This window comes from Pseudomonas sp. HMSC065H01, from assembly GCF_001815235.1.
Taxonomy (GTDB): Bacteria; Pseudomonadota; Gammaproteobacteria; order Pseudomonadales; family Pseudomonadaceae; genus Pseudomonas; species Pseudomonas aeruginosa.
Genome location: NZ_KV819829.1, coordinates 1 through 20,442, shown reverse-complemented (window position 1 = coordinate 20,442; position 20,442 = coordinate 1). Strand labels below are relative to the sequence as shown.

Here is a 20,442-nt window from a genome sequence, read left to right as displayed (position 1 = left end):
GCGAGGGTTGGGGAGAGGTCAGCGGGCTGGACTTCCGTCCGCTATCCCGCCGCCTCCTGCTCCAGGCGCAGGCTGTACATCCGGCACTCCGCGAGCAATGCCAGCAGGTTCGGGTCGCGCTCCTTGGCCTTGAGGAACACCACGCCGATGTGCTGCTGCAGGCGATAGCGCGGTTGCAGCGGGATCAGCCGCACGCGGTTCTCGTAGACCGCCTCGATGCGTTTGGGCAGCAGCGCATGGCCGACCCCCGAGCTGACCATGCTGAGGAGGGTGAATATGTCGTTCACCTGCATGGCGATCTGCGGTTCGAAGCCGGCCTGCTGGAACACCCGGGTGCCGTCCTGATGGGTGGCGAAGCCCTGGGTGAGCGTGACGAAGGGCGTGTCGCGCAGGGTGCTGAGATCGATCTCGGCGAGCCTGGCGTAGGGCGAGTCCACCGGCACGGCGAGGAAGATGTCATCGGAGAACAGCGGCAGGTGCTCGCAGTCGGGATCGCTGACGCTGTCGTTGAGCGACACCAGGATGGCGTCCAGCTCCATGTTCTTCAGCTGGTAGAACAGATCGACGTTGGAGCCGAGGATCAGGTCGATGTTCAGCGCGCTGCGTCGCAGCTTGAGACCCATGATCAGTTGCGGCACGGTCTTCACCGTCAGCGAATAGAGCGCGCCGAGCTTGAAGCGCTCGGCGGAGAAGCCGGCCGCCTCGCGGGTCAGGCGCACCGTGTCGAGTACCTCCTGGACCAGCTTCTGCGCGCGCTCCTCGAGCACGTAGGCGCTTTCCAGCGGGGTCAGGTTGCGTCCCTCGTGCTTGAACAGCGGGCAGCGCAGGGCGCTTTCCAGCGAGTGGATGGCGCGGTGCACGCTGACGTTGCTGGTGCCCAGTTCCGCCGCCGCGCGCGCCAGGTTGCCGGTGCGCATGAAGGCGAGGAAGGTTTCCAGCTTCTTGAGGGTGATTTCTTCGTCGATCAGCATCCGCGTTCCCCTGGCCGGTGGCGTCGGGGGATTGTGCCTGAGGTGGCGCGGGAGGGGTAAAAAGGGCCGTCATGTCCTAGCGCGTGGCGGAGCATGACGGCCTGGAAACGCCTTGGGGAAGGCGGAGTTGCACTGACCGGATGGAATCCCGCTTCGGCAGCCTGAGCCGCCGATAGGCTAACGGAACTCAGCGGATGGAGCGGATGGTGCCCTTGCTGCCGGTGACCTTGACGTCGACCTTCTTGAACAGGAAGTAGTCGATCACCGAAACCTCGTAGCGCGGCGCCACGATCAGGTCGGCATTGGAGTTCTTCACCGCCTTGAACGCGGCGGCGGCCTTGGCCGAGGACACCGGGTCGAAGGCGCCGAGGCTCAGGCCCGAGCCGCTTTCTGCGCCGTAGGTGACGCCGTCGGCGAACTGGCTGTCGCCACCGAACTTGAGGAAGCCGAACAGGATATTGACCGAGGAGTCTCCGCTGATCGGCTCGCCGACGGCGACGTCGGCCTTGAGGTCGGTTTTCACCGCGCCGGCCACCGGGGCGATGGGCTGGCTGACGTTGTAGCTGGCGCAGCCGGTCAGCGAGGCCGCGGCGAACAGCAGGGCGGGCAACAGGAACTTCTTCATCTGACTCTCCATGATGATTCATCGATGAGGCGGCAGGCCCGAATGTCCATCGATCCCTGGGCGCTGCCGGACTGCCGGACCGGGGTGGTCCGGAGCGCCGGCCACCCTAGCAACGGAGGCTTTTTGCCACAGTCATCGGATTCGTCTTTGTCAGAAAGAAAGTTCCTCTTGGAATGTCGGAAAGCTGAGGGTCAGTGCCGGCGCTCGGCAAGCTTGCCCAGTTGCTCCCGGCAGTAGTCGACGAACAATCGTGCCGGCTTGGTCAGTTGCGCGCGTTTCAGCCAGGCGGCGGCGAGCCCGGAGGTGGACACCGGCTCGGTGAGGTCGACCATGACCACCTTCTTGCCGTCGTAGGTGCATTCCGAATGCGGGCGGGTGACCAGCAGGGAGAAGCCGAAGCCCTGGCCGACCATGCCGCGCACCATCTCGATGGACGGCGAGCTGAAGGCGATGTTCGGCGTCAGGCCGAGTTCCTCGAACAGGCTGACGAAATAGGTGCGGCTGGGCTGCACGTCGAGCAGGATCATCGGTTCCAGGCACAGGTCGCGCAGCGACACTTGCGCCTGCCCGGCGAAGCGGTGCCCTTCGGGGAGCAGCGCGTGGGGTCGTTGCGGCGGCATCAGCGGCTCGGTCTCGATGGTCGAGTCGAGGTCGTGCTCGTAGAGGAAGGCCAGGTCGAAGCGCCCGGAGGTGAGGCCTTGCACCAGTTCCTGCTGCTCTCCGTCGCGTATGCGGATCTCCACCCCCGGATAGGCCTGGCGAAAGCCGGCGATCAGGCCCGGCAGGTAGAGCGGGGCGACCGTCTCGAAGCAGCCGATGTCGATCTGCCCGGCGATCACGTCGTTGTCGGCCAGGGCGTTCTGCTCGAACTCGTGGGCCATCCGCAGCAGTTCCTGCGCCTTGCGGTAGAAGCGCGCGCCGGCGGGGGTCAGCGACACGCCCTGGGCGTGGTGGCGGATGAACAGCTGCACGCCGAAGCTTTCCTCCAGACCCTTCACCGCCGTGGAGATCGACGGCTGGGCGATGTACAGCTTGCGCGAGGCCTCGGCCACGCTGCCGCATTCCACGGTGGTCACGAAATACTTGAGTTGCCGCAAGGTATAGGACGCCACTGCAAGACCTCATCGGCGCATCATCCTCCCCGGGCCGGGAGTGCGCGCCTCGATTGTTGTGTCCGCCGCGCTGCAAGCAAGTTGCAGGCCGCTGCCGAGCGTCGCGGCGCTGGCCGCGACGACGATTGCCCGCCTGCACGATAACCCAGCACGACGCACTTTGCCGGGGCACGCCTGGCCAGCTTTTTCTTATGTCCCGAGGACATTTTTAATAATTTTCCTTCGCCGCGGCTTGCGCGACCATCCTTCCCCATCGACCCCATGGACAGCGGTCCGCCTCCCGGCGGTCCGGGCCATGCGTGCAGAACCACGACCGGCGCAGACCGGCGAGATAACAAGGAGAAGGTGGGGTGTTCGAACTCAGCGATTGGCAACGGCGCGCCGCGACACAGCGCTTCATCGACCAGGCCCTGATCGGCGGCCGCCAGCGTCCAGCCGCCAGCGGCGCTACCTTCGACGCCATCGATCCGGCGAGCAATCGCCTGCTGGCGCGGGTCGCGGCCTGCGATGCGGCCGACGTCGACGCGGCAGTGGCCGCCGCCCGCCGCGCCTTCGACGAAGGCCCCTGGGCGCGTCTCGCCCCGGTCGAGCGCAAGCGCGTGCTGCTGCGCCTGGCCGAGCTGATGCTGGCCCATCGCGAAGAGCTGGCGCTGCTCGACTCGCTGAACATGGGCAAGCCGGTGATGGACGCCTGGAACATCGATGTACCCGGCGCCGCCCACGTCTTCGCCTGGTATGCGGAAAGCCTCGACAAGCTCTACGACCAGGTCGCGCCGACCGCCCAGCAGACCCTGGCCACCATTACCCGCGTGCCGCTGGGGGTGATCGGCGCGGTGGTGCCGTGGAACTTCCCGCTCGACATGGCCGCCTGGAAGCTCGCCCCGGCCCTGGCCGCCGGCAACTCGGTGGTGCTCAAGCCGGCCGAGCAGTCGCCGTTCTCCGCCCTGCGCCTGGCCGAGCTGGCCCTGGAGGCGGGGGTGCCGGAAGGCGTGCTGAACGTGGTGCCGGGCCTCGGCGAGCAGGCCGGCAAGGCCCTCGGCTTGCACCCGGATGTGGACGCACTGGTGTTCACCGGCTCCACCGAGGTCGGCAAGTACTTCATGCAGTATTCCGCGCAATCCAACCTCAAGCAGGTCTGGCTGGAGTGCGGCGGCAAGAGTCCGAACCTGGTGTTCGCCGATTGCCGCGATCTTGACCTGGCGGCGGAAAAGGCCGCCTTCGGCATTTTCTTCAACCAGGGCGAGGTCTGTTCGGCGAACTCGCGCTTGCTGGTGGAGCGTTCGATCCACGACGAGTTCGTCGAGCGCCTGCTGGCCAAGGCCCGCGACTGGCAGCCGGGCGATCCGCTGGACCCGGCCAGCCGCGCCGGCGCCATCGTCGACCGCCGGCAGACCGCCGGGATTCTCGCCGCCATCGAGCGGGCGCAAGGCGAGGGCGCGACCCTGCTCGGCGGTGGCCGCCAGTTGACGATCAACGGTTCGGACAACTTCATCGAACCGACCCTGTTCGGCGGAGTACGCCCGGACATGCAGCTGGCCCGCGAGGAAATCTTCGGTCCGGTGCTGGCGATCAGCGCCTTCGACTCCGAGGACGAGGCCATACGCCTGGCCAACGACAGCCGCTACGGCCTCGCCGCCTCGCTGTGGAGCGACGACCTGCACCGTGCGCACCGGGTGGCGCGGCGCTTGAATGCCGGAACGGTGTCGGTGAATACCGTGGACGCGCTGGACGTCGCGGTGCCTTTCGGCGGCGGCAAGCAGTCCGGCTTCGGTCGCGACCTGTCGCTGCATTCCTTCGACAAGTACACCCAGTTGAAGACGACCTGGTTCCAGTTGCGCTGAAGACGCGACGGACGCGACACGACTCGATGCCGATAACGACAACAAGAGGACGATCGAATGAACGACACGCCGAACGTGCGTGAGCCGGCCCTGCGCCGCGTGCTCGGGCTGGGACCGCTGCTGGCGGTGGCCATCGGCCTGGTGGTTTCCCAGGGCGTGATGGTACTGATGCTGCAAGGCGCCGGGACGGCCGGCCTGGGCTTCATCGTGCCGCTGGGAGTGGCCTACCTGCTGGCGCTGAGCTACGCCTTTTCCTTTTCCGAGCTGGCCCTGATGATTCCCCGCGCCGGTAGCCTGAGCAGCTACACCGAGGTGGCCATCGGGCATTTCCCGGCGATCCTGGCGACCTTTTCCGGCTACGTGGTGGTGGCGATGTTCGCCCTCTCGGCGGAACTGCTGCTGCTCGACCTGATCATCGGCAAGGTCTACCCCGGCGCGCTGCCACCGATGCTGGTGGCCTACGGCGTGCTCGGTCTGTTCACCCTGCTCAACCTGCTCGGCATCGACATCTTCGCGCGCCTGCAGAGCGCGCTGGCGCTGCTGATGATGATCGTCCTGCTGGTGCTCGGCCTGGGTGCGGTGAGCAGCGACCACGCTTCCGCGCAGACCGCCCTGGCGAGCGGCTGGAACCCGCTCGGGGTAAGCGCCCTGGCGCTCACCGCGATGGCCGTGTGGGGCTTCGTCGGCGCCGAGTTCGTCTGCCCGCTGGTGGAGGAGACGCGGCGTCCGGAGCGCAACATCCCGCGTTCGATGATCCTCGGCCTGAGCATCATCTTCCTGACCATCGCCCTCTACTGCTTCGGTGCGCTGCTGTGCATCCCGCAGGCGGAACTGGCCGGCGACCCGCTGCCACACTTCCTCTTCGCCAACCGCGTGTTCGGCGAGTACGGCCAGCTGTTCCTGGTGATCGCCGCGATCACCGCCACCTGCAGCACCCTCAACTCGTCGCTGGCGGCGATCCCGCGGATGCTCTACGGGATGGCGCAGAACGGCCAGGCCTTCCCGCAATTCAAGCAGCTCAGCCGGCGGGCGCGCACGCCCTGGGTGGCGGTGCTGTTCGTCGCCGCGATCACCGGCCTGCCGATCCTGATCCTCGGCCAGGACCCGGACTCGATCAACCTGCTGCTGCTCGCCGCCGCGCTGGCCTGGCTGCTGGCCTACATCATCGCCCACGTCGACGTGCTGGCCCTGCGCCGTCGCTATCCGCACATCGCCCGTCCGTTCCGCACGCCGTTCTACCCGCTGCCGCAACTGTTCGGCATCGCCGGGATGATCTACGCGGTGGTCCACGTCTCGCCGACCCCGGAAATGACCGGACGGATCTTCGCCAGCGCCGGCGTGGTGCTCGGCGTGGTCTCGCTGGTGGCGGTGGTGTGGATCAAGGGCGTGATGCGCAAGCCCCTCTTCGTACCCGAACCGCTCGAGACGGCCGGTGAGACTGCCCAGGGCAAGTCCGTCGCCCTCGATCCCCTGCAATCCCCTTCGGCCTGACGCGCCAAGGGAACAAGGAGAACACAGACGATGACCGCTCAGCTCAACCCGCAGCGCGACACCCGCGACTACCAGCAACTGGACGCCGCGCACCACATCCACGCCTTCCTCGACCAGAAGGCGCTGAACCGCGAAGGCCCGCGGGTGATGGTCCGCGGCGATGGCCTGCAGCTCTGGGACAACGACGGCAAGCGCTACCTGGACGGCATGTCCGGCCTCTGGTGCACCAACCTCGGCTACGGCCGCCAGGACCTCGCCGCCGCCGCCAGCCGCCAGCTGGAACAACTGCCGTACTACAACATGTTCTTCCACACCACCCACCCGGCGGTGGTGGAGCTTTCCGAGATGCTCTTCAGCCTGCTGCCGGACCACTACAGCCACGCGATCTACACCAACTCCGGCTCCGAGGCCAACGAGGTGCTGATCCGTACCGTGCGGCGCTACTGGCAGATCCTCGGCAAGCCGCAGAAGAAGATCATGATCGGCCGCTGGAACGGCTACCACGGCTCGACCCTGGGCAGCACCGCGCTCGGCGGGATGAAGTTCATGCACGAGATGGGCGGCATGCTGCCGGACTTCGCCCACATCGACGAACCCTACTGGTACGCCAACGGCGGCGAGCTGAGCCCGGCCGAGTTCGGTCGCCGCGCGGCGCTGCAACTGGAGGAGAAGATCCTCGAACTGGGCGCGGAGAACGTCGCCGCCTTCGTCGCCGAGCCCTTCCAGGGCGCCGGCGGCATGATCTTCCCGCCGCAAAGCTATTGGCCGGAGATCCAGCGCATCTGCCGGCAGTACGACGTGCTGCTGTGCGCCGACGAAGTGATCGGCGGCTTCGGCCGCACCGGCGAATGGTTCGCCCACGAACACTTCGGCTTCCAGCCGGACACCCTGTCCATCGCCAAGGGCCTGACGTCCGGCTACATCCCCATGGGCGGCCTGGTACTCGGCAAGCGCATCGCCGAGGTGCTGGTGGAGCAGGGCGGGGTGTTCGCCCACGGCCTGACCTATTCCGGCCACCCGGTGGCGGCGGCGGTGGCCATCGCCAACCTCAAGGCGCTGCGCGACGAGGGCGTGGTCACGCGGGTCAGGGAGGAGACCGGACCCTACCTGCAACGCTGCCTGCGCGAGGTCTTCGGCGACCATCCGCTGGTCGGCGAGGTCCAGGGCGCCGGCTTCGTCGCCGCGCTGCAGTTCGCCGAGGACAAGGCGACCCGCAAGCGCTTCGCCAACGAGAACGATCTGGCCTGGCGCTGCCGCACCATCGGCTTCGAGGAGGGCGTGATCATCCGCTCCACCCTCGGCCGCATGATCATGGCCCCGGCGCTGGTGGCCGGGCGTGCCGAGATCGACGAACTGATCGACAAGACCCGTATCGCGGTGGATCGCACCGCGCGCGAGATCGGCGTGCTCTGACGCGCCCCGGCGGCCCGGCCTCGGCCGGGTCGCCTGCGACACGGAGCGTCCCCCCATAACGACGATGCGGCGCCTGGCGACCGCGCGCGGAACCGTTTCGGCCTCTGGCCGGCAACTGCCTCAGCAACATCACAACAATGCCAATCGGCTGTGGGAGTGTTCCATGTTCAAGTCCTTGCACCAGTACGCACACGTGTTTTCCCGGTTGTCCCTGTTCGGCCTGGCGTTCGCCGCGGCGGCCCAGGCGCAGAGCCAGAGCCTGACGGTGATCTCCTTCGGCGGCGCGACCAAGGCCGCCCAGGAACAGGCCTATTTCAAACCCTTCGAGCGAAGCGGCGGCGGGCAGGTGGTCGCCGGCGAATACAACGGCGAAATGGCCAAGGTGAAGGCCATGGTCGACGTCGGCAAGGTCAGCTGGGACGTGGTCGAGGTGGAGAGCCCCGAACTGCTCCGCGGCTGCGACGAGGGGCTGTTCGAACGCCTCGACCCGGCGCGTTTCGGCGACCCCGCGCAGTTCGTCCCCGGCACTTTCAGCGAGTGCGGGGTGGCCACCTACGTCTGGTCGATGGTGATGGCCTACGACTCGACGAAGCTGGCCAGGGCGCCGCAGTCCTGGGCGGATTTCTGGAACGTCCGCGAGTTCCCCGGCAAGCGTGGCCTGCGCAAGGGCGCCAAGTACACCCTGGAAGTGGCGTTGCTGGCCGACGGGGTGAAGGCGGAGGACCTCTACAAGGTACTCGCCACCCCGGAGGGGGTCAGCCGCGCCTTCGCCAAGCTCGACCAGCTCAAGCCGAACATCCAGTGGTGGGAGGCCGGCGCCCAGCCGCCGCAATGGCTGGCGGCCGGCGACGTGGTGATGAGCGCGGCCTACAACGGGCGCATCGCCGCTGCGCAGAAGGAGGGGGTGAAACTGGCCATCGTCTGGCCCGGCAGTCTCTACGATCCGGAGTACTGGGCGGTGGTGAAGGGCACGCCGAACAAGGCGCTGGCGGAGAAATTCATCGCCTTCGCCAGCCAGCCGCAGACGCAGAAGGTGTTCTCCGAGCAGATCCCCTACGGGCCGGTACACAAGGGCACCCTGGCGTTGCTGCCGAAGACGGTGCAGGAGGCGCTGCCGACCGCGCCGGCCAACCTCGAAGGCGCGCGGGCGGTGGATGCCGAGTTCTGGGTGGACCACGGCGAGGAGCTGGAACAGCGTTTCAATGCCTGGGCGGCGCGCTGAGCGCGCTGCGCGTCGGCAAAAAAACGACGGGCCCCAAGTCGTCCGGGCCCGTCGGGTCAAAGCGCTGACGGGGTGATCAGCGCAGCTCTTCCAACAACCCCTGCAGATACCGACAGCCCTCGGTATCCAGCGCCTGCACCGGAAGGCGCGGCGCCCCCACCTCCAGGCCGGAGAGGCCCAGGCCGGCCTTGATGGTGGTCGGCAGGCCCCGGCGGAGGATGAAGTCGAGCAGCGGCAACTGCCGGTAGAACAGCGCGCGGGCCTTCTCCAGGTCGCCGTCGAGCACCGCCTGGTAGAGCTGGCCGTTGAGCGTCGGGATCAGGTTCGGCGCGGCGCTGCACCAGCCTTTCGCGCCGGCCACGAAGGCCTCCAGCGCCAGCGGGTTGCAGCCGTTGTAGAAGGGCACCCGGCCTTCGCCGAGCAGGCGCAGCTTGTGCATGCGCTGGATGTCGCCGGTGCTCTCCTTGACCATGGTCACGTTGTCCACTTCGCGGACGATGCGCAGGATCAGTTCCACCGACATGTCGATGCCGCTGGTGCCCGGGTTGTTGTAGAGCATCACCGGCACGCCGATGGCTTCGCCCACCGCGCGGTAGTGCTGGAACACTTCCGCCTCGTTGAGCTTCCAGTAGGAGATCGGCAGGACCATCACCGCCTCGGCGCCGAGGGATTCGGCGAACTGCGCGCGGCGTACGGTCTTGGCGGTGGTCAGGTCGGAGACGCTGACGATGGTCGGCACGCGATGGGCGACGGTCTTCAGGGTGAAGTCGACCACCTCGTCCCATTCCGGGTCGCTCAGGTAGGCGCCTTCGCCGGTGCTGCCGAGCGGGGCGATGGCGTGCACGCCGCCGTCGATCAGGCGCTCGATGGAGCGGCCGAGGGCCGGCAGGTCGAGACCGCCGTCGGCGGCGAAGGGGGTGATGGTGTAGCCGATGATGCCGTGGATGGATGCGGACATTGGATGTACCCGTGACATTGAGTGGGAAATGCCAGGACGGACCTGGTGGGAAAGGTCGTTCAGCTCAGGCAGTCGCTGTTGCGCGGCAGGCAGCGCCGGGCGTAGTAGTTGAATGCGGCGCCGTGGCGCTTCGGGGTGGAGATCCAGTCGTGGGCCTCGCGCGCCAGGGCCGGCGGGATCGGCTTGATCTCCCCGGCGGCCATCGCCAGCAACTGCATCTTCGCCGCGCGCTCGAGCAGCACCGCGATCACGCAGGCCTCCTCGATGCTTGCACCGGTGGCCAGCAGGCCGTGATGGGAGAGCAGGATGGCGCGCTTGTCGCCGAGGGCGGCGGAGATGATCTCGCCTTCCTCGTTGCCTACCGGCACGCCCGGCCAGTCCTTGAGGAAGGCGCAGTCTTCGTATAGCGGGCAAAGGTCCATGTGCGAGACCTGCAGCGGTACTTCCAGGGTCGACAGCGCGGCGATGTGCAGCGGGTGGGTGTGGATGATGCAGTTGACGTCCGGGCGGGCGCGATAGACCCAGCTGTGGAAGCGATTGGCCGGATTCGCCATGCCGTGCCCGTGGAGGACGTTGAGGTCTTCGTCGACCAGCAGCAGGTTGCCGGCGCTGATCTCGTCGAAGCCCAGGCCCAGTTGCTGGGTGTAGTAGGTCCCCGCCTCCGGGCCGCGCGAGGTGATCTGCCCGGCGAGCCCGGAGTCGTGGCCGGCCTCGAAGAGAATCCGGCAGGTCAGGGCCAGCTTTTGCCGGTCAGTCCACGTATTATCGCCGAGGCTGCTTTTCATCTGCTTCAGCGCGTGCTGGATCAGTTGATCCTTGGGTAATTCCAGTGTCGTAGCCATGCGAGGTTCCTTTGACGGAGCGAGTCGGGGGAAACGCCAGGCAGTTGCGCGCCACGCAACGACCCGGCTGTAAATGACACGGATCAAGTTATATGACACAAAGTGTCATTAGCAAGAGAAAAGTTTCATCGCCATCGGGAGAAGGCTGTCCTCAATGTCCATGCGCTTGAAATTGCTGAGAAAAAAACTCGGGGTCACGCTGGAGACCCTGGCCGACAAGACCGGCCTGACCAAGAGCTACCTGTCCAAGGTCGAGCGCGGGCTGAACACGCCGTCCATTGCCGCCGCGCTGAAGCTGGCGAAGGCGTTGAACGTGCAGGTGGAGGAGCTGTTCTCCGAGGAAAGCGACGGTGTCGACGGCTACAGCATCGTTCGTCGCGACCAGCGCAAGTCGCTGTCCAGCGGCGACGACGGCCCGGCCTACGCCTCCCTCGCGCAGCAGATCGGCGCCCGCGCGCTGTTGCCGTTCATCGTCCACCCCCCGCGCGATTTCAGTCACTCGACGTTCAAGGAGCACCTCGGCGAAGAGTTCATCTTCGTCCATGAGGGCCAGGTCGAGGTCGACTTCATGAACCAGCGGATCATCCTCGAGCGCGGCGACGCCCTGCATTTCAACGCACAGAAGCCGCACCGCATCCGCTCCCTGGGGGAGACCCAGGCGGAATTGCTGGTGGTGATCCACAGCGACGAATGAGGCGACGGCTTCGGTCGATCGGATGCTTGCTAACGTTCTGTTCGATTATCGAACTGTTAATCGATTATCGGATTGTGAGCCCTCGGACCCCGGCGTAAGGTTCTCGTCACGTGCCGTCCAGGCAGCGCACAACAAGACGAGACCCGACCGATGGCTGAAATCCTCTCCCTGCGCGAAGCGGTGCGACGCTTCGTCCACGATGGCGACAGCGTCGCCCTCGAAGGCTTCACTCACCTGATCCCGACGGCCGCCGGCCACGAGCTGATCCGCCAGGGCAGGAAAGACCTGACGCTGATCCGCATGACTCCCGACCTGGTCTACGACCTGCTGATCGGTGCAGGCTGCGCGAAGAAGCTGGTGTTCTCCTGGGGCGGCAACCCCGGCGTCGGTTCGCTGCACCGCCTGCGCGACGCGGTGGAGAAGGGCTGGCCGCAACCGCTGGAGATCGAGGAACACAGCCACGCCGACCTCGCCAACGCCTATGTCGCCGGCGCCTCCGGGCTGCCCTTCGCAGTGCTGCGCGCCTACGCCGGCTCCGACCTGCCGAAGGTCAACCCGCTGATCCGCAGCGTCACCTGCCCGTTCACCGGCGAAGTGCTGGCGGCGGTGCCCTCGGTGCGCCCGGACGTCAGCGTGATCCACGCGCAGAAGGCCGACCGCAAGGGCAACGTTCTGCTCTGGGGCATCCTCGGCGTGCAGAAGGAAGCGGCCCTGGCGGCGAAGCGCTGCATCGTCACCGTCGAGGAGATCGTCGACGAACTGGACGCCCCGATGAACGCCTGCGTCCTGCCGAGCTGGGCGCTCAGCGCCGTGTGCCTGGTGCCCGGCGGCGCGCATCCGTCCTATGCCCACGGCTACTACGAGCGCGACAACCGCTTCTACCAGGACTGGGACCCGATCGCCCGCGACCGCGAAAGCTTCACCCCGTGGATCGACGAATACATCCGGGGGACCGAGGATTTCGGCGCCTTCCAGGCCAAGCTCGCGGAGGGCAAGCGATGAGCAGCTACAGCACCAACGAGATGATGACCGTGGCCGCCGCCCGCCGCCTGCACAACGGCGCGGTGTGCTTCGTCGGCATCGGCCTGCCGTCGAAGGCCGCCAACCTGGCGCGCCTGACTTCCTCGCCGGACGTCGTGCTGATCTACGAGTCCGGGCCGATCGGCGCCAAGCCCAGCGTCCTGCCGCTGTCCATCGGCGACGGCGAGTTGGCCGAGACCGCCGATACCGTGGTCCCCACCGGCGAGATCTTCCGCTACTGGCTGCAGGGCGGACGGATCGACGTCGGCTTCCTCGGCGCGGCCCAGGTCGACCGCTTCGGCAACATCAACACCACCGTGATCGGCGACTACCGCCAGCCCAAGGTGCGCCTGCCGGGAGCCGGCGGCGCGCCGGAAATCGCCGGCAGCGCCAAGGAAGTGCTGATCATCCTCAAGCAGTCGCACCGCACCTTCGTCGACAAGCTGGCCTTCGTCACCTCGGTCGGCCATGGCGAGGGCGGCGACTCGCGCCAGCGCCTGGGCCTGCCGGGCAAGGGGCCGGTGGCGATCATCACCGACCTGTGCATCATGGAGCCGGAAGCCGGCAGCAACGAGTTCGTGGTCACTTCGCTGCATCCGGGCGTGACCCGCGAGCAGGTGGTCGAGGCCACCGGCTGGGCGATCCGCTTCGCCGAGCGGGTCGCCGAGACGCCCGCGCCGAGCGAGGTCGAACTCGCCGCGCTGCGCGACCTCGAGGCGCGCACCGCGGCCGCCCATGGACAGAAGGGGAGCGACGAATGAGCCGCGAGGTATTCATCTGCGATGCCGTGCGCACGCCGATCGGCCGTTTCGGCGGCAGTCTTTCCGCGGTGCGCGCCGACGACCTCGCGGCGGTGCCGCTGAAGGCCCTGGTCGAGCGCAACCCGGGGGTCGACTGGTCGGCGTTGGACGAGGTGTTCCTCGGCTGCGCCAACCAGGCCGGCGAGGACAACCGTAACGTGGCGCGCATGGCGCTGCTGCTGGCCGGTTTGCCGGAGAGCGTGCCCGGCGTCACCCTCAACCGCCTCTGCGCCTCGGGGATGGACGCCATCGGCACGGCGTTCCGCGCCATCGCCTGCGGCGAGATGGAGCTGGCCATCGCCGGCGGCGTCGAGTCGATGTCGCGCGCGCCGTACGTGATGGGCAAGGCCGATAGCGCCTTCGGGCGCGGCCAGAAGATCGAGGACACCACCATCGGCTGGCGCTTCGTCAATCCGCTGATGAAGGAGCAGTACGGCATCGACCCGATGCCGCAGACCGCCGACAACGTCGCCGACGACTATCGCGTGTCGCGTGCCGACCAGGATGCCTTCGCCCTGCGCAGCCAGCAGCGCGCCGGCAGGGCGCAGGAGGCCGGTTTCTTCGCCGAGGAAATCGTCCCGGTGACGATTCGCGGGCGCAAGGGCGACACCCTGGTCGAGCACGACGAGCATCCGCGTCCCGACACCACCCTGGAGGCGCTGGCCCGGCTCAAGCCGGTCAACGGGCCGGAGAGGACCGTCACCGCCGGCAACGCGTCCGGGGTCAACGACGGCGCCGCCGCGCTGGTCCTGGCCTCCGCGGAGGCAGTGGAGAAGCACGGCCTGACTCCGCGCGCGCGGGTGCTGGGCATGGCCAGCGCCGGCGTCGCCCCACGGATCATGGGCATCGGCCCGGTGCCGGCGGTGCGCAAGCTGCTGCGGCGCCTGGACCTGGCGATCGACGCCTTCGACGTGATCGAACTCAACGAAGCCTTCGCCAGCCAGGGCCTGGCCTGCCTGCGCGAACTGGGCGTGGCCGACGACAGTGAGAAGGTCAACCCGAACGGCGGTGCCATCGCCCTCGGCCACCCGCTGGGGATGAGCGGTGCGCGGCTGGTCCTCACCGCGCTCCATCAACTTGAGAAGAGCGGCGGCCGGCGCGGCCTGGCGACCATGTGCGTAGGCGTCGGCCAAGGCCTGGCGCTGGCCATCGAGCGGGTCTGACTGGCACAACCGGGTCGCCCGCCCGGTATCAAGAGCGCGCGTCGCGCGGCGCTGCCCATGTTTCGGCGGCGGCGCGGCGCGTGTGCAGCGGAACAGGACGCTCCGTCGCACGGTCAGGATGAAACGGACCCTGTCGAGAGAACAACAGCATGACTGCCCCTGTTCACCAGTACAGCAACGAAGAACGCCGCAAGCGCATCTTCGCCATCGTCGGCGCCTCCTCCGGCAACCTCGTGGAATGGTTCGACTTCTACGTCTACGCCTTCTGCGCGATCTACTTCGCACCGGCCTTCTTCCCCTCCGACAACCCCACGGTGCAGTTGCTGAACACCGCCGGGGTCTTCGCCGCCGGCTTCCTCATGCGCCCCATCGGCGGCTGGATGTTCGGCCGCATCGCCGACAAGCACGGGCGCAAGACCGCCATGCTGATCTCGGTGGTGATGATGTGCGCCGGCTCCCTGGCGATCGCCTGCATGCCCACCTACGCCAGCATCGGCACCCTGGCGCCGGCCCTGCTGTTGCTGGCGCGGATGTTCCAGGGCCTGTCGGTGGGCGGCGAGTACGGCACCAGCGCGACCTACATGAGCGAGGTGGCGCTCAAGGGCCAGCGCGGCTTCTTCGCCTCGTTCCAGTACGTCACCCTGATCGGCGGACAGTTGCTGGCGGTGCTGGTGGTGGTGATCCTGCAGCAGTTGCTGAGCGAGGACGAACTGCGCGCCTGGGGCTGGCGGATCCCCTTCGTGATCGGCGCGATCACCGCGGTGATCGCCCTCTGGCTGCGGCGCTCGCTGAACGAGACCGCTTCGAAGTCGACCCTGGAGCGCAAGGAATCCGGCACCTTCGCCGAGCTGTTCAAGCACAAGCGGGCCTTCTTCACCGTGCTCGGCTTCACCGCCGGCGGCTCGCTGATCTTCTACACCTTCACCACCTACATGCAGAAGTACCTGGTCAACACCGCCGGGATGAGCGCCAAGACCGCCAGCGCGGTGATGACCTTCGCCCTGCTGGCGTACATGCTGATGCAACCGCTGTTCGGCATGCTTTCCGATCGCATCGGGCGCAAGACCTCGATGCTCTGGTTCGGCACCCTGGGCACGCTCTGCACCCTGCCGATCCTGCTCGCGCTGAAGACCGTGAGCAGTCCCTACATGGCCTTCTTCCTGATCATCCTGGCGCTGGCCATCGTCAGCCTGTACACCTCCATCAGCGGCCTGATCAAGGCCGAGATGTTCCCGCCGGAGGTGCGCGCCCTCGGCGTCGGAGTGTCCTACGCGGTGGGCAACGCGATCTTCGGCGGCTCGGCCGAGTACGTCGCCCTGGGGCTGAAGTCGGTAGGGATGGAGAACGTCTTCTACTGGTATGTTTCAGCCATGTGCCTGCTGGCGCTGCTGGTCTGCGTGAGCCTGCCGGACCTGCGCAAGGTCAGCTACCTGAACGACGAGCCCTGACGGGCCGGGAAAAGGAAAACCGATGAGCGACGTACCCGCCAACCAGTTGTTCGATGCCTATTTCACGGCGGCGCCGATGCGCGCGGTGTTCTCCGACCGCGGCCGCCTGCAAGGCATGCTCGACTTCGAGGCCGCCCTGGCCCGCGCCGAGGCGCGCACCGGGGTGGTTCCCGCGACGGCGGTGGCGCCGATCGAGGCGGCCTGCCGCGCCGAACTGTACGACCCGCTGGCGCTGGCCGAGGCGGTCGCCACTGCCGGCAACTCGGCGATCCCGCTGGTCAAGGCGCTGGGCCGCCAGGTGGCGGCTGGCGACGCCGAGGCCGAGCGCTACGTGCATCTCGGCGCCACCAGCCAGGACGCCATGGACAGCGGCCTGGTGCTGCAACTGCGCCGTGCGCTGGCCTTGCTCGAGCAGGATCTGCAACGTCTTGCCGAGGTCCTGGCGGACCAGGCCGAACGGCATGCCGACACGCCGCTGGCCGGGCGCACCTGGTTGCAGCACGCCACCCCGGTGACCCTGGGCATGAAGCTCGCCGGCCTGCTCGGTGCCTTGACCCGGCACCGCCAGCGCCTGCGCGAGTTGCGCCCGCGCCTGCTGGTGCTGCAATTCGGCGGCGCCTCGGGGACGCTCGCCGCGCTCGGCGAACAGGCCCTGCCGGTGGCCGCGGCGCTGGCCGAGGAGCTGGGCCTGGCTTTGCCCGAACAACCCTGGCACACCCAGCGCGACCGCCTGGTGGAATTCGCCAGCGTGCTCGGCCTGGTGGCCGGTAGCCTCGGCAAGTTCGGTCGCGATGTCAGCCTGCTGATGCAGACCGAGGCCGGCGAGGTCTTCGAGCCGGCCGGCGCCGGGCGCGGCGGTTCCTCGACCATGCCGCACAAGCGCAACCCGGTGAGCAGCGCGGTGCTGATCGCCGCCGCCACCCGTGCGCCGGGGCTGGTCTCGACCCTGTTCGCGGCGATGCCGCAGGAACACGAGCGCAGCCTCGGTCTCTGGCACGCCGAGTGGGAAACCCTGCCGGAACTCTGTTGCCTGGTTGCCGGCGCGCTGCAACAGGCGATCGGCCTGCTCGAAGGCCTGGAGGTGGACGCCCAGCGGATGCGCCGCAACCTTGGCCTGACCCACGGCCTGGTGCTCGCCGAGGCGGTGAGCATCGCTCTGGCCCGCCGTATCGGCCGCGAAGCCGCGCACCATCTGGTGGAACAGTGCTGCCGCCGCGCCGTCGAGCAGCGCCGCGAGTTGCGCGCGGTGCTCGGCGAAGAGGCGCGGGTGAGCGCCGAGTTGTCCGGCGACGAACTGGACCGCCTGCTCGATCCCGCCCATTACCTCGGCCAGGCCCGCGCCTGGGTCGAGCGCGCGCTCGCCGAACACCATGCCCTGGGCTTCGAACCCCATCCCGCCTGACTGGAGATCCCTTCGTGCCAACCGTACGCCTCGCCGACGGCGACCTGAACTACTCCCTGGAAGGACCGGCCGGCGCGCCGGTCCTGCTGTTGTCAAACTCGCTGGGCACCGACCTGGGCATGTGGGACACGCAGATCCCCGCACTCACCGCCCATTTCCGCGTGCTGCGCTACGACACCCGCGGCCACGGCGCCTCGCTGGTCACCCCCGGACCGTACGCCATCGGCCAGCTCGGCGCCGACGTGCTTGCCCTGCTCGATGCCCTCGAGCTGCCGCGCGTGCATTTCTGCGGGCTGTCCATGGGCGGCCTGATCGGCCAGTGGCTGGGCATCCACGCCGGCGAGCGGCTCGGCCGGCTGGTGCTGTGCAACACCGCGGCGAAGATTGCCAGCGACGAGGTCTGGAACACCCGCATCGATACCGTCCTGAAAGGCGGCGAGCAGGCCATGCGTGACCTGCGCGACGCCTCGGTGGCGCGCTGGTTCACCGCGGGCTTCGCCGAGCGCGAACCGGCGCAGGTCGAGCGCATCGTCGCGATGCTCGCGGCCACCTCGCCGCAGGGCTACGCGGCCAACTGCGCTGCGGTACGCGACGCCGATTTCCGCGAGCAGCTCGGGCTGGTCCAGGCGCCGACGCTGATCGTCGCCGGCAGCCACGATGCCGTGACCACTCCGGACAACGCCCGCTTCATGCAGGCGCGCATCGCCGACGCGCAGTTGGTCGAGTTCGCCGCCGCGCACCTGTCCAACGTCGAAGCGAGCGACGCCTTCAGCCGCCGCCTGGTCGATTTCCTGCTGTCCGCCTGAGGAGCCGCCGATGGACGAGAAACAACGCTACGAAGCCGGCATGCAAGTGCGCCGCGCGGTGCTCGGCGACGCCCATGTCGAGCGCAGCCTGGCCAACCTGACGCCGTTCAACGAAGAGTTCCAGGAAATGATCACCCGCCACGCCTGGGGCGACATCTGGACCCGTCCGGGGCTGCCGCGACACACCCGCAGCCTGGTCACCATCGCCATGCTGATCGGCATGAACCGCAACGAGGAACTCAAGCTGCATCTGCGCGCGGCGAAGAACAACGGGGTGAGCCGCGACGAGATCAAGGAAGTGATCATGCAGAGCGCCATCTACTGCGGTATTCCCGCGGCCAACGCGACCTTCCACCTGGCCGAATCGGTGTGGGACGAGCTTGGCGTGGAGTCGCAGCAGGCGTCCGGGTAGGTCGCCGGCGGCGCTAGCGGTAGGGCGAATGGCGTCGCAGGCGTTATCCGCCGATACCCCGAGGGCCAACGGCGGTTATCCGTCCTGCGCGTGGGCCGGCAAGGCGGCGCTTCCCCTTGCCAATCGCCGGCGTTTCCCGGAAGGTCGACAGCTCCGTCATCCCTTCGGTCCGCCATGAGCCGCAAGCTGCATATCCACGCGCCCGCGATCCACTACTTCGACATGGTTCGCCGCTGCCATTCGATCCGCGAAGCCGCGCGGCGCCTGAACGTCGCCTCGTCGGCGGTGAACCGGCAGATCCTCAAGCTGGAGGACGAGATCGGTGCGCCGCTGTTCGACCGCCTGCCCGGCGGCCTGCGCCTGACCGGAGCCGGGGAGATCTTCGCGCGCCACGTCACCGTGGTCCTGCAGGACATGGAGCGCGTGCGTTCCGAACTGGACGCGCTGCAAGGCCTGCGCACCGGCCATGTGGAGATCGCCACCATCGAAGCGGTGACCAGCGACCTGCTGCCCTGCGTGCTCAAGGCGATGCGCGAACGCTACCCGGACATCACCGTCGGCGTCACCCTGCTCGGTTCCCAGGCGATACCCGAGGCGGTGAGCAGTGGCGCGGTCGACCTCGGCCTGGCCTTCGCCCTGCCGCGCAGCGCCGACCTGCAACAGGTCAGCGTCGGCCATTTCCGCCTCGGTGCCATCGTCTCCCCGCAGCACCCGTTGGCGCGACACCAGGCCATCGCCTTCGCCGATTGCGTCGAACATGGCCTGATCATGGCCAAGAGCGAGCTGTCCATCCATCACCTGCTGGCGCCGCTCCAGCGCCGTTTGCGCGAACCGCGCCGGGCGGTGCTGGAGAGCAGCTCCCTGGAGCTGTCGCGACAACTGGCGCGGCGCGGGCTCGGCGTCGCCTTCCAGACCCGCCTGGGGATCGAGGCCGACATCGCCCAGGGCGAGCTGCGTTTCCTGCCGCTGAAAGACAATGGCGGCATCCACAGCGACCTCGGCCTCTACGTGCGTACCGGCCGTTACCTGCCGGTGGCGGTGGACGCCCTGGCCCGGCAGATCGCCGAGGAAGTGCGCCTGCGCGAGCGCGAGGAAGCGCGCCTGAACGAGGCCTGAGCGGCGCTCGCGCCGATGCCAGACGGCTTGCCCGAGCTTGCCCGTCCGCTGATGCCGTTTCGGCATCGGCATGTTCGATATTCTGTTCTTTGGTCAGCGCGGCGAAGTGCCGATACTGCCCCGCGACCCCGGCGCGAAACCGGGGGCTGAGTCGCCACAAGAACAACAAGCAACCAGCAGGACACACAGCATGAAGAAGATGATGCAGGGCGCCGCCGCCCTGATCGCGCTCGTCGGCGCCGGGGAGAGCATGGCGCTGGAATGGATGAGCAACAGCGTCGGTTTCCGTTACGGCCAGCAATTCACCAACCCGAACAACCCGGACAAGTTCGCCAAGCGCATCTACAGCTTCACCCACGCCGACGGCTATCGCTACGGCAGCAATTTCTTCAATCTCGATGTGTTCCTTTCCGACAACCGCGACCCGCGCAAGGGCACCGACCATGGTGGCAGCGAAGTCTATGCGGTCTACCGCCACCAGCTCTACGCTTCGCGGGTGTTCGACCGGCCGCTGAGCACCGGCCTGGTCAAGGACTACGCCTTCACCCTGGGCTTCGACGCCAGCCGCAACAACAACCTGGCTTCGGCCAAGAAGCGCGCCCTGGTGTTCGGCCCGACCCTCAAGTTCAACGGTCCCGGCGTGCTCGACCTGAGCCTGCTCTACTACCGCGAGAAGAACCACTTCGGCGTGCCCGGCGCGCGCCATCCCGACCACACCTTCGACACCACCTACATGCTCAACCTGACCTGGATGCGGCCGTTCAAGGTCGGCAACCGTGCGGCGAAGTTCCAGGGCTTCGTCAACTACGTGGGAGAGAAGGGCGAGGACTACAACGACAAGGACACCGCGGCGGAAACCCTGGTCCGCACCGCCCTGATGGTCGCCGCCCTGCCAGGCGACAAGCGCCAGCCGAACCTGTGGCTCGGCGTCGGCTACGAGTATTGGCACAACAAGTTCGGCGTCGACGGTGGCACCGGCAGCCGCACCTCGACGCCGACGTTGAATATGGAATTCACCTTCTGAAGCGAAGCGCCGTCGCCCTACGCGATGCCGCCAACCCTGGGGTGGGGCGGATAACGCCACCGGCGTTATCCGCCGATACACC

Annotated in this window: 19 protein-coding genes; 14 read left to right on the top strand and 5 right to left on the bottom strand. The window is 67.7% G+C overall.

Going from position 1 to position 20,442, the window contains the following annotated elements; translation table 11 throughout:
• Window positions 1–41: 41 nt before the first annotated feature.
• The 3 genes from HMPREF3014_RS01155 to HMPREF3014_RS01145 form a co-directional block, all read right to left on the bottom strand.
• On the bottom strand, window positions 42–971 hold the full coding sequence (locus HMPREF3014_RS01155; protein WP_003084019.1) for a LysR family transcriptional regulator: 930 nt from the start codon (window positions 969–971) through the stop codon (window positions 42–44).
• Between the two features lie 187 nt (window positions 972–1,158).
• Entirely contained in the window at window positions 1,159–1,596 is a 438-nt protein-coding gene (locus HMPREF3014_RS01150) for a hypothetical protein (protein ID WP_023086872.1), read from the bottom strand.
• A 191-nt stretch (window positions 1,597–1,787) separates the two neighbouring features.
• Window positions 1,788–2,708, bottom strand: a complete 921-nt coding sequence (locus HMPREF3014_RS01145; protein ID WP_023086873.1) for a LysR substrate-binding domain-containing protein — start codon at window positions 2,706–2,708, stop codon at window positions 1,788–1,790.
• Between the two features lie 350 nt (window positions 2,709–3,058).
• Between HMPREF3014_RS01145 and HMPREF3014_RS01140 the strand changes: the two genes are divergently transcribed.
• The 4 genes from HMPREF3014_RS01140 (at window position 3,059) to HMPREF3014_RS01125 (ending at window position 8,675) form a co-directional block, all read left to right on the top strand.
• The gene (locus HMPREF3014_RS01140) at window positions 3,059–4,549 is read left to right on the top strand and encodes an aldehyde dehydrogenase (RefSeq protein WP_023086779.1); all 1,491 of its coding nucleotides are present in this window, start codon (window positions 3,059–3,061) and stop codon (window positions 4,547–4,549) included.
• Window positions 4,550–4,606: 57 nt separating this feature from the next.
• Window positions 4,607–6,040 (top strand): APC family permease, encoded by a 1,434-nt coding sequence (locus HMPREF3014_RS01135; RefSeq protein ID WP_003084045.1) that lies wholly within the window; start codon window positions 4,607–4,609, stop codon window positions 6,038–6,040.
• Between the two features lie 30 nt (window positions 6,041–6,070).
• Window positions 6,071–7,453, top strand: coding sequence for an aspartate aminotransferase family protein (locus HMPREF3014_RS01130; protein ID WP_003101901.1), 1,383 nt, complete (start codon window positions 6,071–6,073; stop codon window positions 7,451–7,453).
• 163 nt (window positions 7,454–7,616) lie between these two features.
• Window positions 7,617–8,675, top strand: coding sequence for an ABC transporter substrate-binding protein (locus tag HMPREF3014_RS01125; RefSeq protein ID WP_003101898.1), 1,059 nt, complete (start codon window positions 7,617–7,619; stop codon window positions 8,673–8,675).
• A gap of 76 nt (window positions 8,676–8,751) precedes the next feature.
• Here the strand turns inward: HMPREF3014_RS01125 and HMPREF3014_RS01120 are convergent, their stop codons facing one another.
• Both HMPREF3014_RS01120 and HMPREF3014_RS01115 read right to left on the bottom strand, forming a co-directional pair.
• Complete coding sequence (locus HMPREF3014_RS01120) at window positions 8,752–9,633, bottom strand: dihydrodipicolinate synthase family protein (RefSeq protein WP_003101895.1); 882 nt, start codon at window positions 9,631–9,633, stop codon at window positions 8,752–8,754.
• 59 nt (window positions 9,634–9,692) lie between these two features.
• On the bottom strand, window positions 9,693–10,475 hold the full coding sequence (locus HMPREF3014_RS01115) for an aldolase (protein WP_003101894.1): 783 nt from the start codon (window positions 10,473–10,475) through the stop codon (window positions 9,693–9,695).
• Window positions 10,476–10,629: 154 nt separating this feature from the next.
• On the opposite strand from HMPREF3014_RS01115, the gene HMPREF3014_RS01110 reads away from it, so the two are divergent.
• The 10 genes from HMPREF3014_RS01110 (at window position 10,630) to HMPREF3014_RS01065 (ending at window position 20,360) form a co-directional block, all read left to right on the top strand.
• Entirely contained in the window at window positions 10,630–11,169 is a 540-nt protein-coding gene (locus HMPREF3014_RS01110; RefSeq protein WP_003084057.1) for a helix-turn-helix domain-containing protein, read from the top strand.
• A 150-nt stretch (window positions 11,170–11,319) separates the two neighbouring features.
• Entirely contained in the window at window positions 11,320–12,171 is an 852-nt protein-coding gene (locus HMPREF3014_RS01105; protein ID WP_034067916.1) for a CoA transferase subunit A, read from the top strand.
• Window positions 12,168–12,950: a CoA-transferase subunit beta gene (locus tag HMPREF3014_RS01100; RefSeq protein ID WP_003084062.1), complete on the top strand. Its 783-nt coding sequence runs from the start codon at window positions 12,168–12,170 to the stop codon at window positions 12,948–12,950. Before HMPREF3014_RS01105 ends, HMPREF3014_RS01100 begins: the two co-directional genes overlap by 4 nt.
• Window positions 12,947–14,152 carry a 3-oxoadipyl-CoA thiolase gene (gene pcaF, locus HMPREF3014_RS01095; RefSeq protein ID WP_019681270.1) on the top strand — a complete coding sequence of 402 codons (1,206 nt, stop codon included), beginning with the start codon at window positions 12,947–12,949 and terminating at the stop codon, window positions 14,150–14,152. The genes HMPREF3014_RS01100 and pcaF overlap by 4 nt, the downstream gene beginning before the upstream one ends.
• A gap of 149 nt (window positions 14,153–14,301) precedes the next feature.
• Complete coding sequence (locus HMPREF3014_RS01090; protein WP_003101889.1) at window positions 14,302–15,600, top strand: MFS family transporter; 1,299 nt, start codon at window positions 14,302–14,304, stop codon at window positions 15,598–15,600.
• Between the two features lie 22 nt (window positions 15,601–15,622).
• Window positions 15,623–17,002, top strand: a complete 1,380-nt coding sequence (locus tag HMPREF3014_RS01085; protein ID WP_003145060.1) for a 3-carboxy-cis,cis-muconate cycloisomerase — start codon at window positions 15,623–15,625, stop codon at window positions 17,000–17,002.
• A 14-nt stretch (window positions 17,003–17,016) separates the two neighbouring features.
• Window positions 17,017–17,808, top strand: coding sequence for a 3-oxoadipate enol-lactonase (gene pcaD / locus HMPREF3014_RS01080; protein WP_023086780.1), 792 nt, complete (start codon window positions 17,017–17,019; stop codon window positions 17,806–17,808).
• Window positions 17,809–17,818: 10 nt separating this feature from the next.
• Entirely contained in the window at window positions 17,819–18,220 is a 402-nt protein-coding gene (gene pcaC, locus HMPREF3014_RS01075; RefSeq protein ID WP_023086781.1) for a 4-carboxymuconolactone decarboxylase, read from the top strand.
• Window positions 18,221–18,394: 174 nt separating this feature from the next.
• Window positions 18,395–19,336, top strand: coding sequence for a LysR family transcriptional regulator (locus tag HMPREF3014_RS01070; protein WP_003084073.1), 942 nt, complete (start codon window positions 18,395–18,397; stop codon window positions 19,334–19,336).
• A 190-nt stretch (window positions 19,337–19,526) separates the two neighbouring features.
• Complete coding sequence (locus HMPREF3014_RS01065) at window positions 19,527–20,360, top strand: hypothetical protein (protein ID WP_009875688.1); 834 nt, start codon at window positions 19,527–19,529, stop codon at window positions 20,358–20,360.
• Window positions 20,361–20,442: the final 82 nt, after the last annotated feature.

Excerpts from the sequence above, each read along its gene's own strand:
- HMPREF3014_RS01150 (WP_023086872.1), bottom strand. The coding sequence starts at position 1,596 with ATGAAGAAGTTCCTGTTGCCCGCCCTGCTGTTCGCCGCGGCCTCGCTG.
- HMPREF3014_RS01125 (WP_003101898.1), top strand. The coding sequence starts at position 7,617 with ATGTTCAAGTCCTTGCACCAGTACGCACACGTGTTTTCCCGGTTGTCC.
- HMPREF3014_RS01120 (WP_003101895.1), bottom strand. The coding sequence starts at position 9,633 with ATGTCCGCATCCATCCACGGCATCATCGGCTACACCATCACCCCCTTC.
- HMPREF3014_RS01130 (WP_003101901.1), top strand. The coding sequence starts at position 6,071 with ATGACCGCTCAGCTCAACCCGCAGCGCGACACCCGCGACTACCAGCAA.
- HMPREF3014_RS01070 (WP_003084073.1), top strand. The coding sequence starts at position 18,395 with ATGAGCCGCAAGCTGCATATCCACGCGCCCGCGATCCACTACTTCGAC.
- pcaF (WP_019681270.1), top strand. The coding sequence starts at position 12,947 with ATGAGCCGCGAGGTATTCATCTGCGATGCCGTGCGCACGCCGATCGGC.
- HMPREF3014_RS01115 (WP_003101894.1), bottom strand. The coding sequence starts at position 10,475 with ATGGCTACGACACTGGAATTACCCAAGGATCAACTGATCCAGCACGCG.
- HMPREF3014_RS01065 (WP_009875688.1), top strand. The coding sequence starts at position 19,527 with ATGAAGAAGATGATGCAGGGCGCCGCCGCCCTGATCGCGCTCGTCGGC.
- HMPREF3014_RS01135 (WP_003084045.1), top strand. The coding sequence starts at position 4,607 with ATGAACGACACGCCGAACGTGCGTGAGCCGGCCCTGCGCCGCGTGCTC.
- HMPREF3014_RS01105 (WP_034067916.1), top strand. The coding sequence starts at position 11,320 with ATGGCTGAAATCCTCTCCCTGCGCGAAGCGGTGCGACGCTTCGTCCAC.
- pcaC (WP_023086781.1), top strand. The coding sequence starts at position 17,819 with ATGGACGAGAAACAACGCTACGAAGCCGGCATGCAAGTGCGCCGCGCG.
- HMPREF3014_RS01110 (WP_003084057.1), top strand. The coding sequence starts at position 10,630 with ATGTCCATGCGCTTGAAATTGCTGAGAAAAAAACTCGGGGTCACGCTG.
- HMPREF3014_RS01155 (WP_003084019.1), bottom strand. The coding sequence starts at position 971 with ATGCTGATCGACGAAGAAATCACCCTCAAGAAGCTGGAAACCTTCCTC.
- HMPREF3014_RS01100 (WP_003084062.1), top strand. The coding sequence starts at position 12,168 with ATGAGCAGCTACAGCACCAACGAGATGATGACCGTGGCCGCCGCCCGC.
- HMPREF3014_RS01085 (WP_003145060.1), top strand. The coding sequence starts at position 15,623 with ATGAGCGACGTACCCGCCAACCAGTTGTTCGATGCCTATTTCACGGCG.
- HMPREF3014_RS01090 (WP_003101889.1), top strand. The coding sequence starts at position 14,302 with ATGACTGCCCCTGTTCACCAGTACAGCAACGAAGAACGCCGCAAGCGC.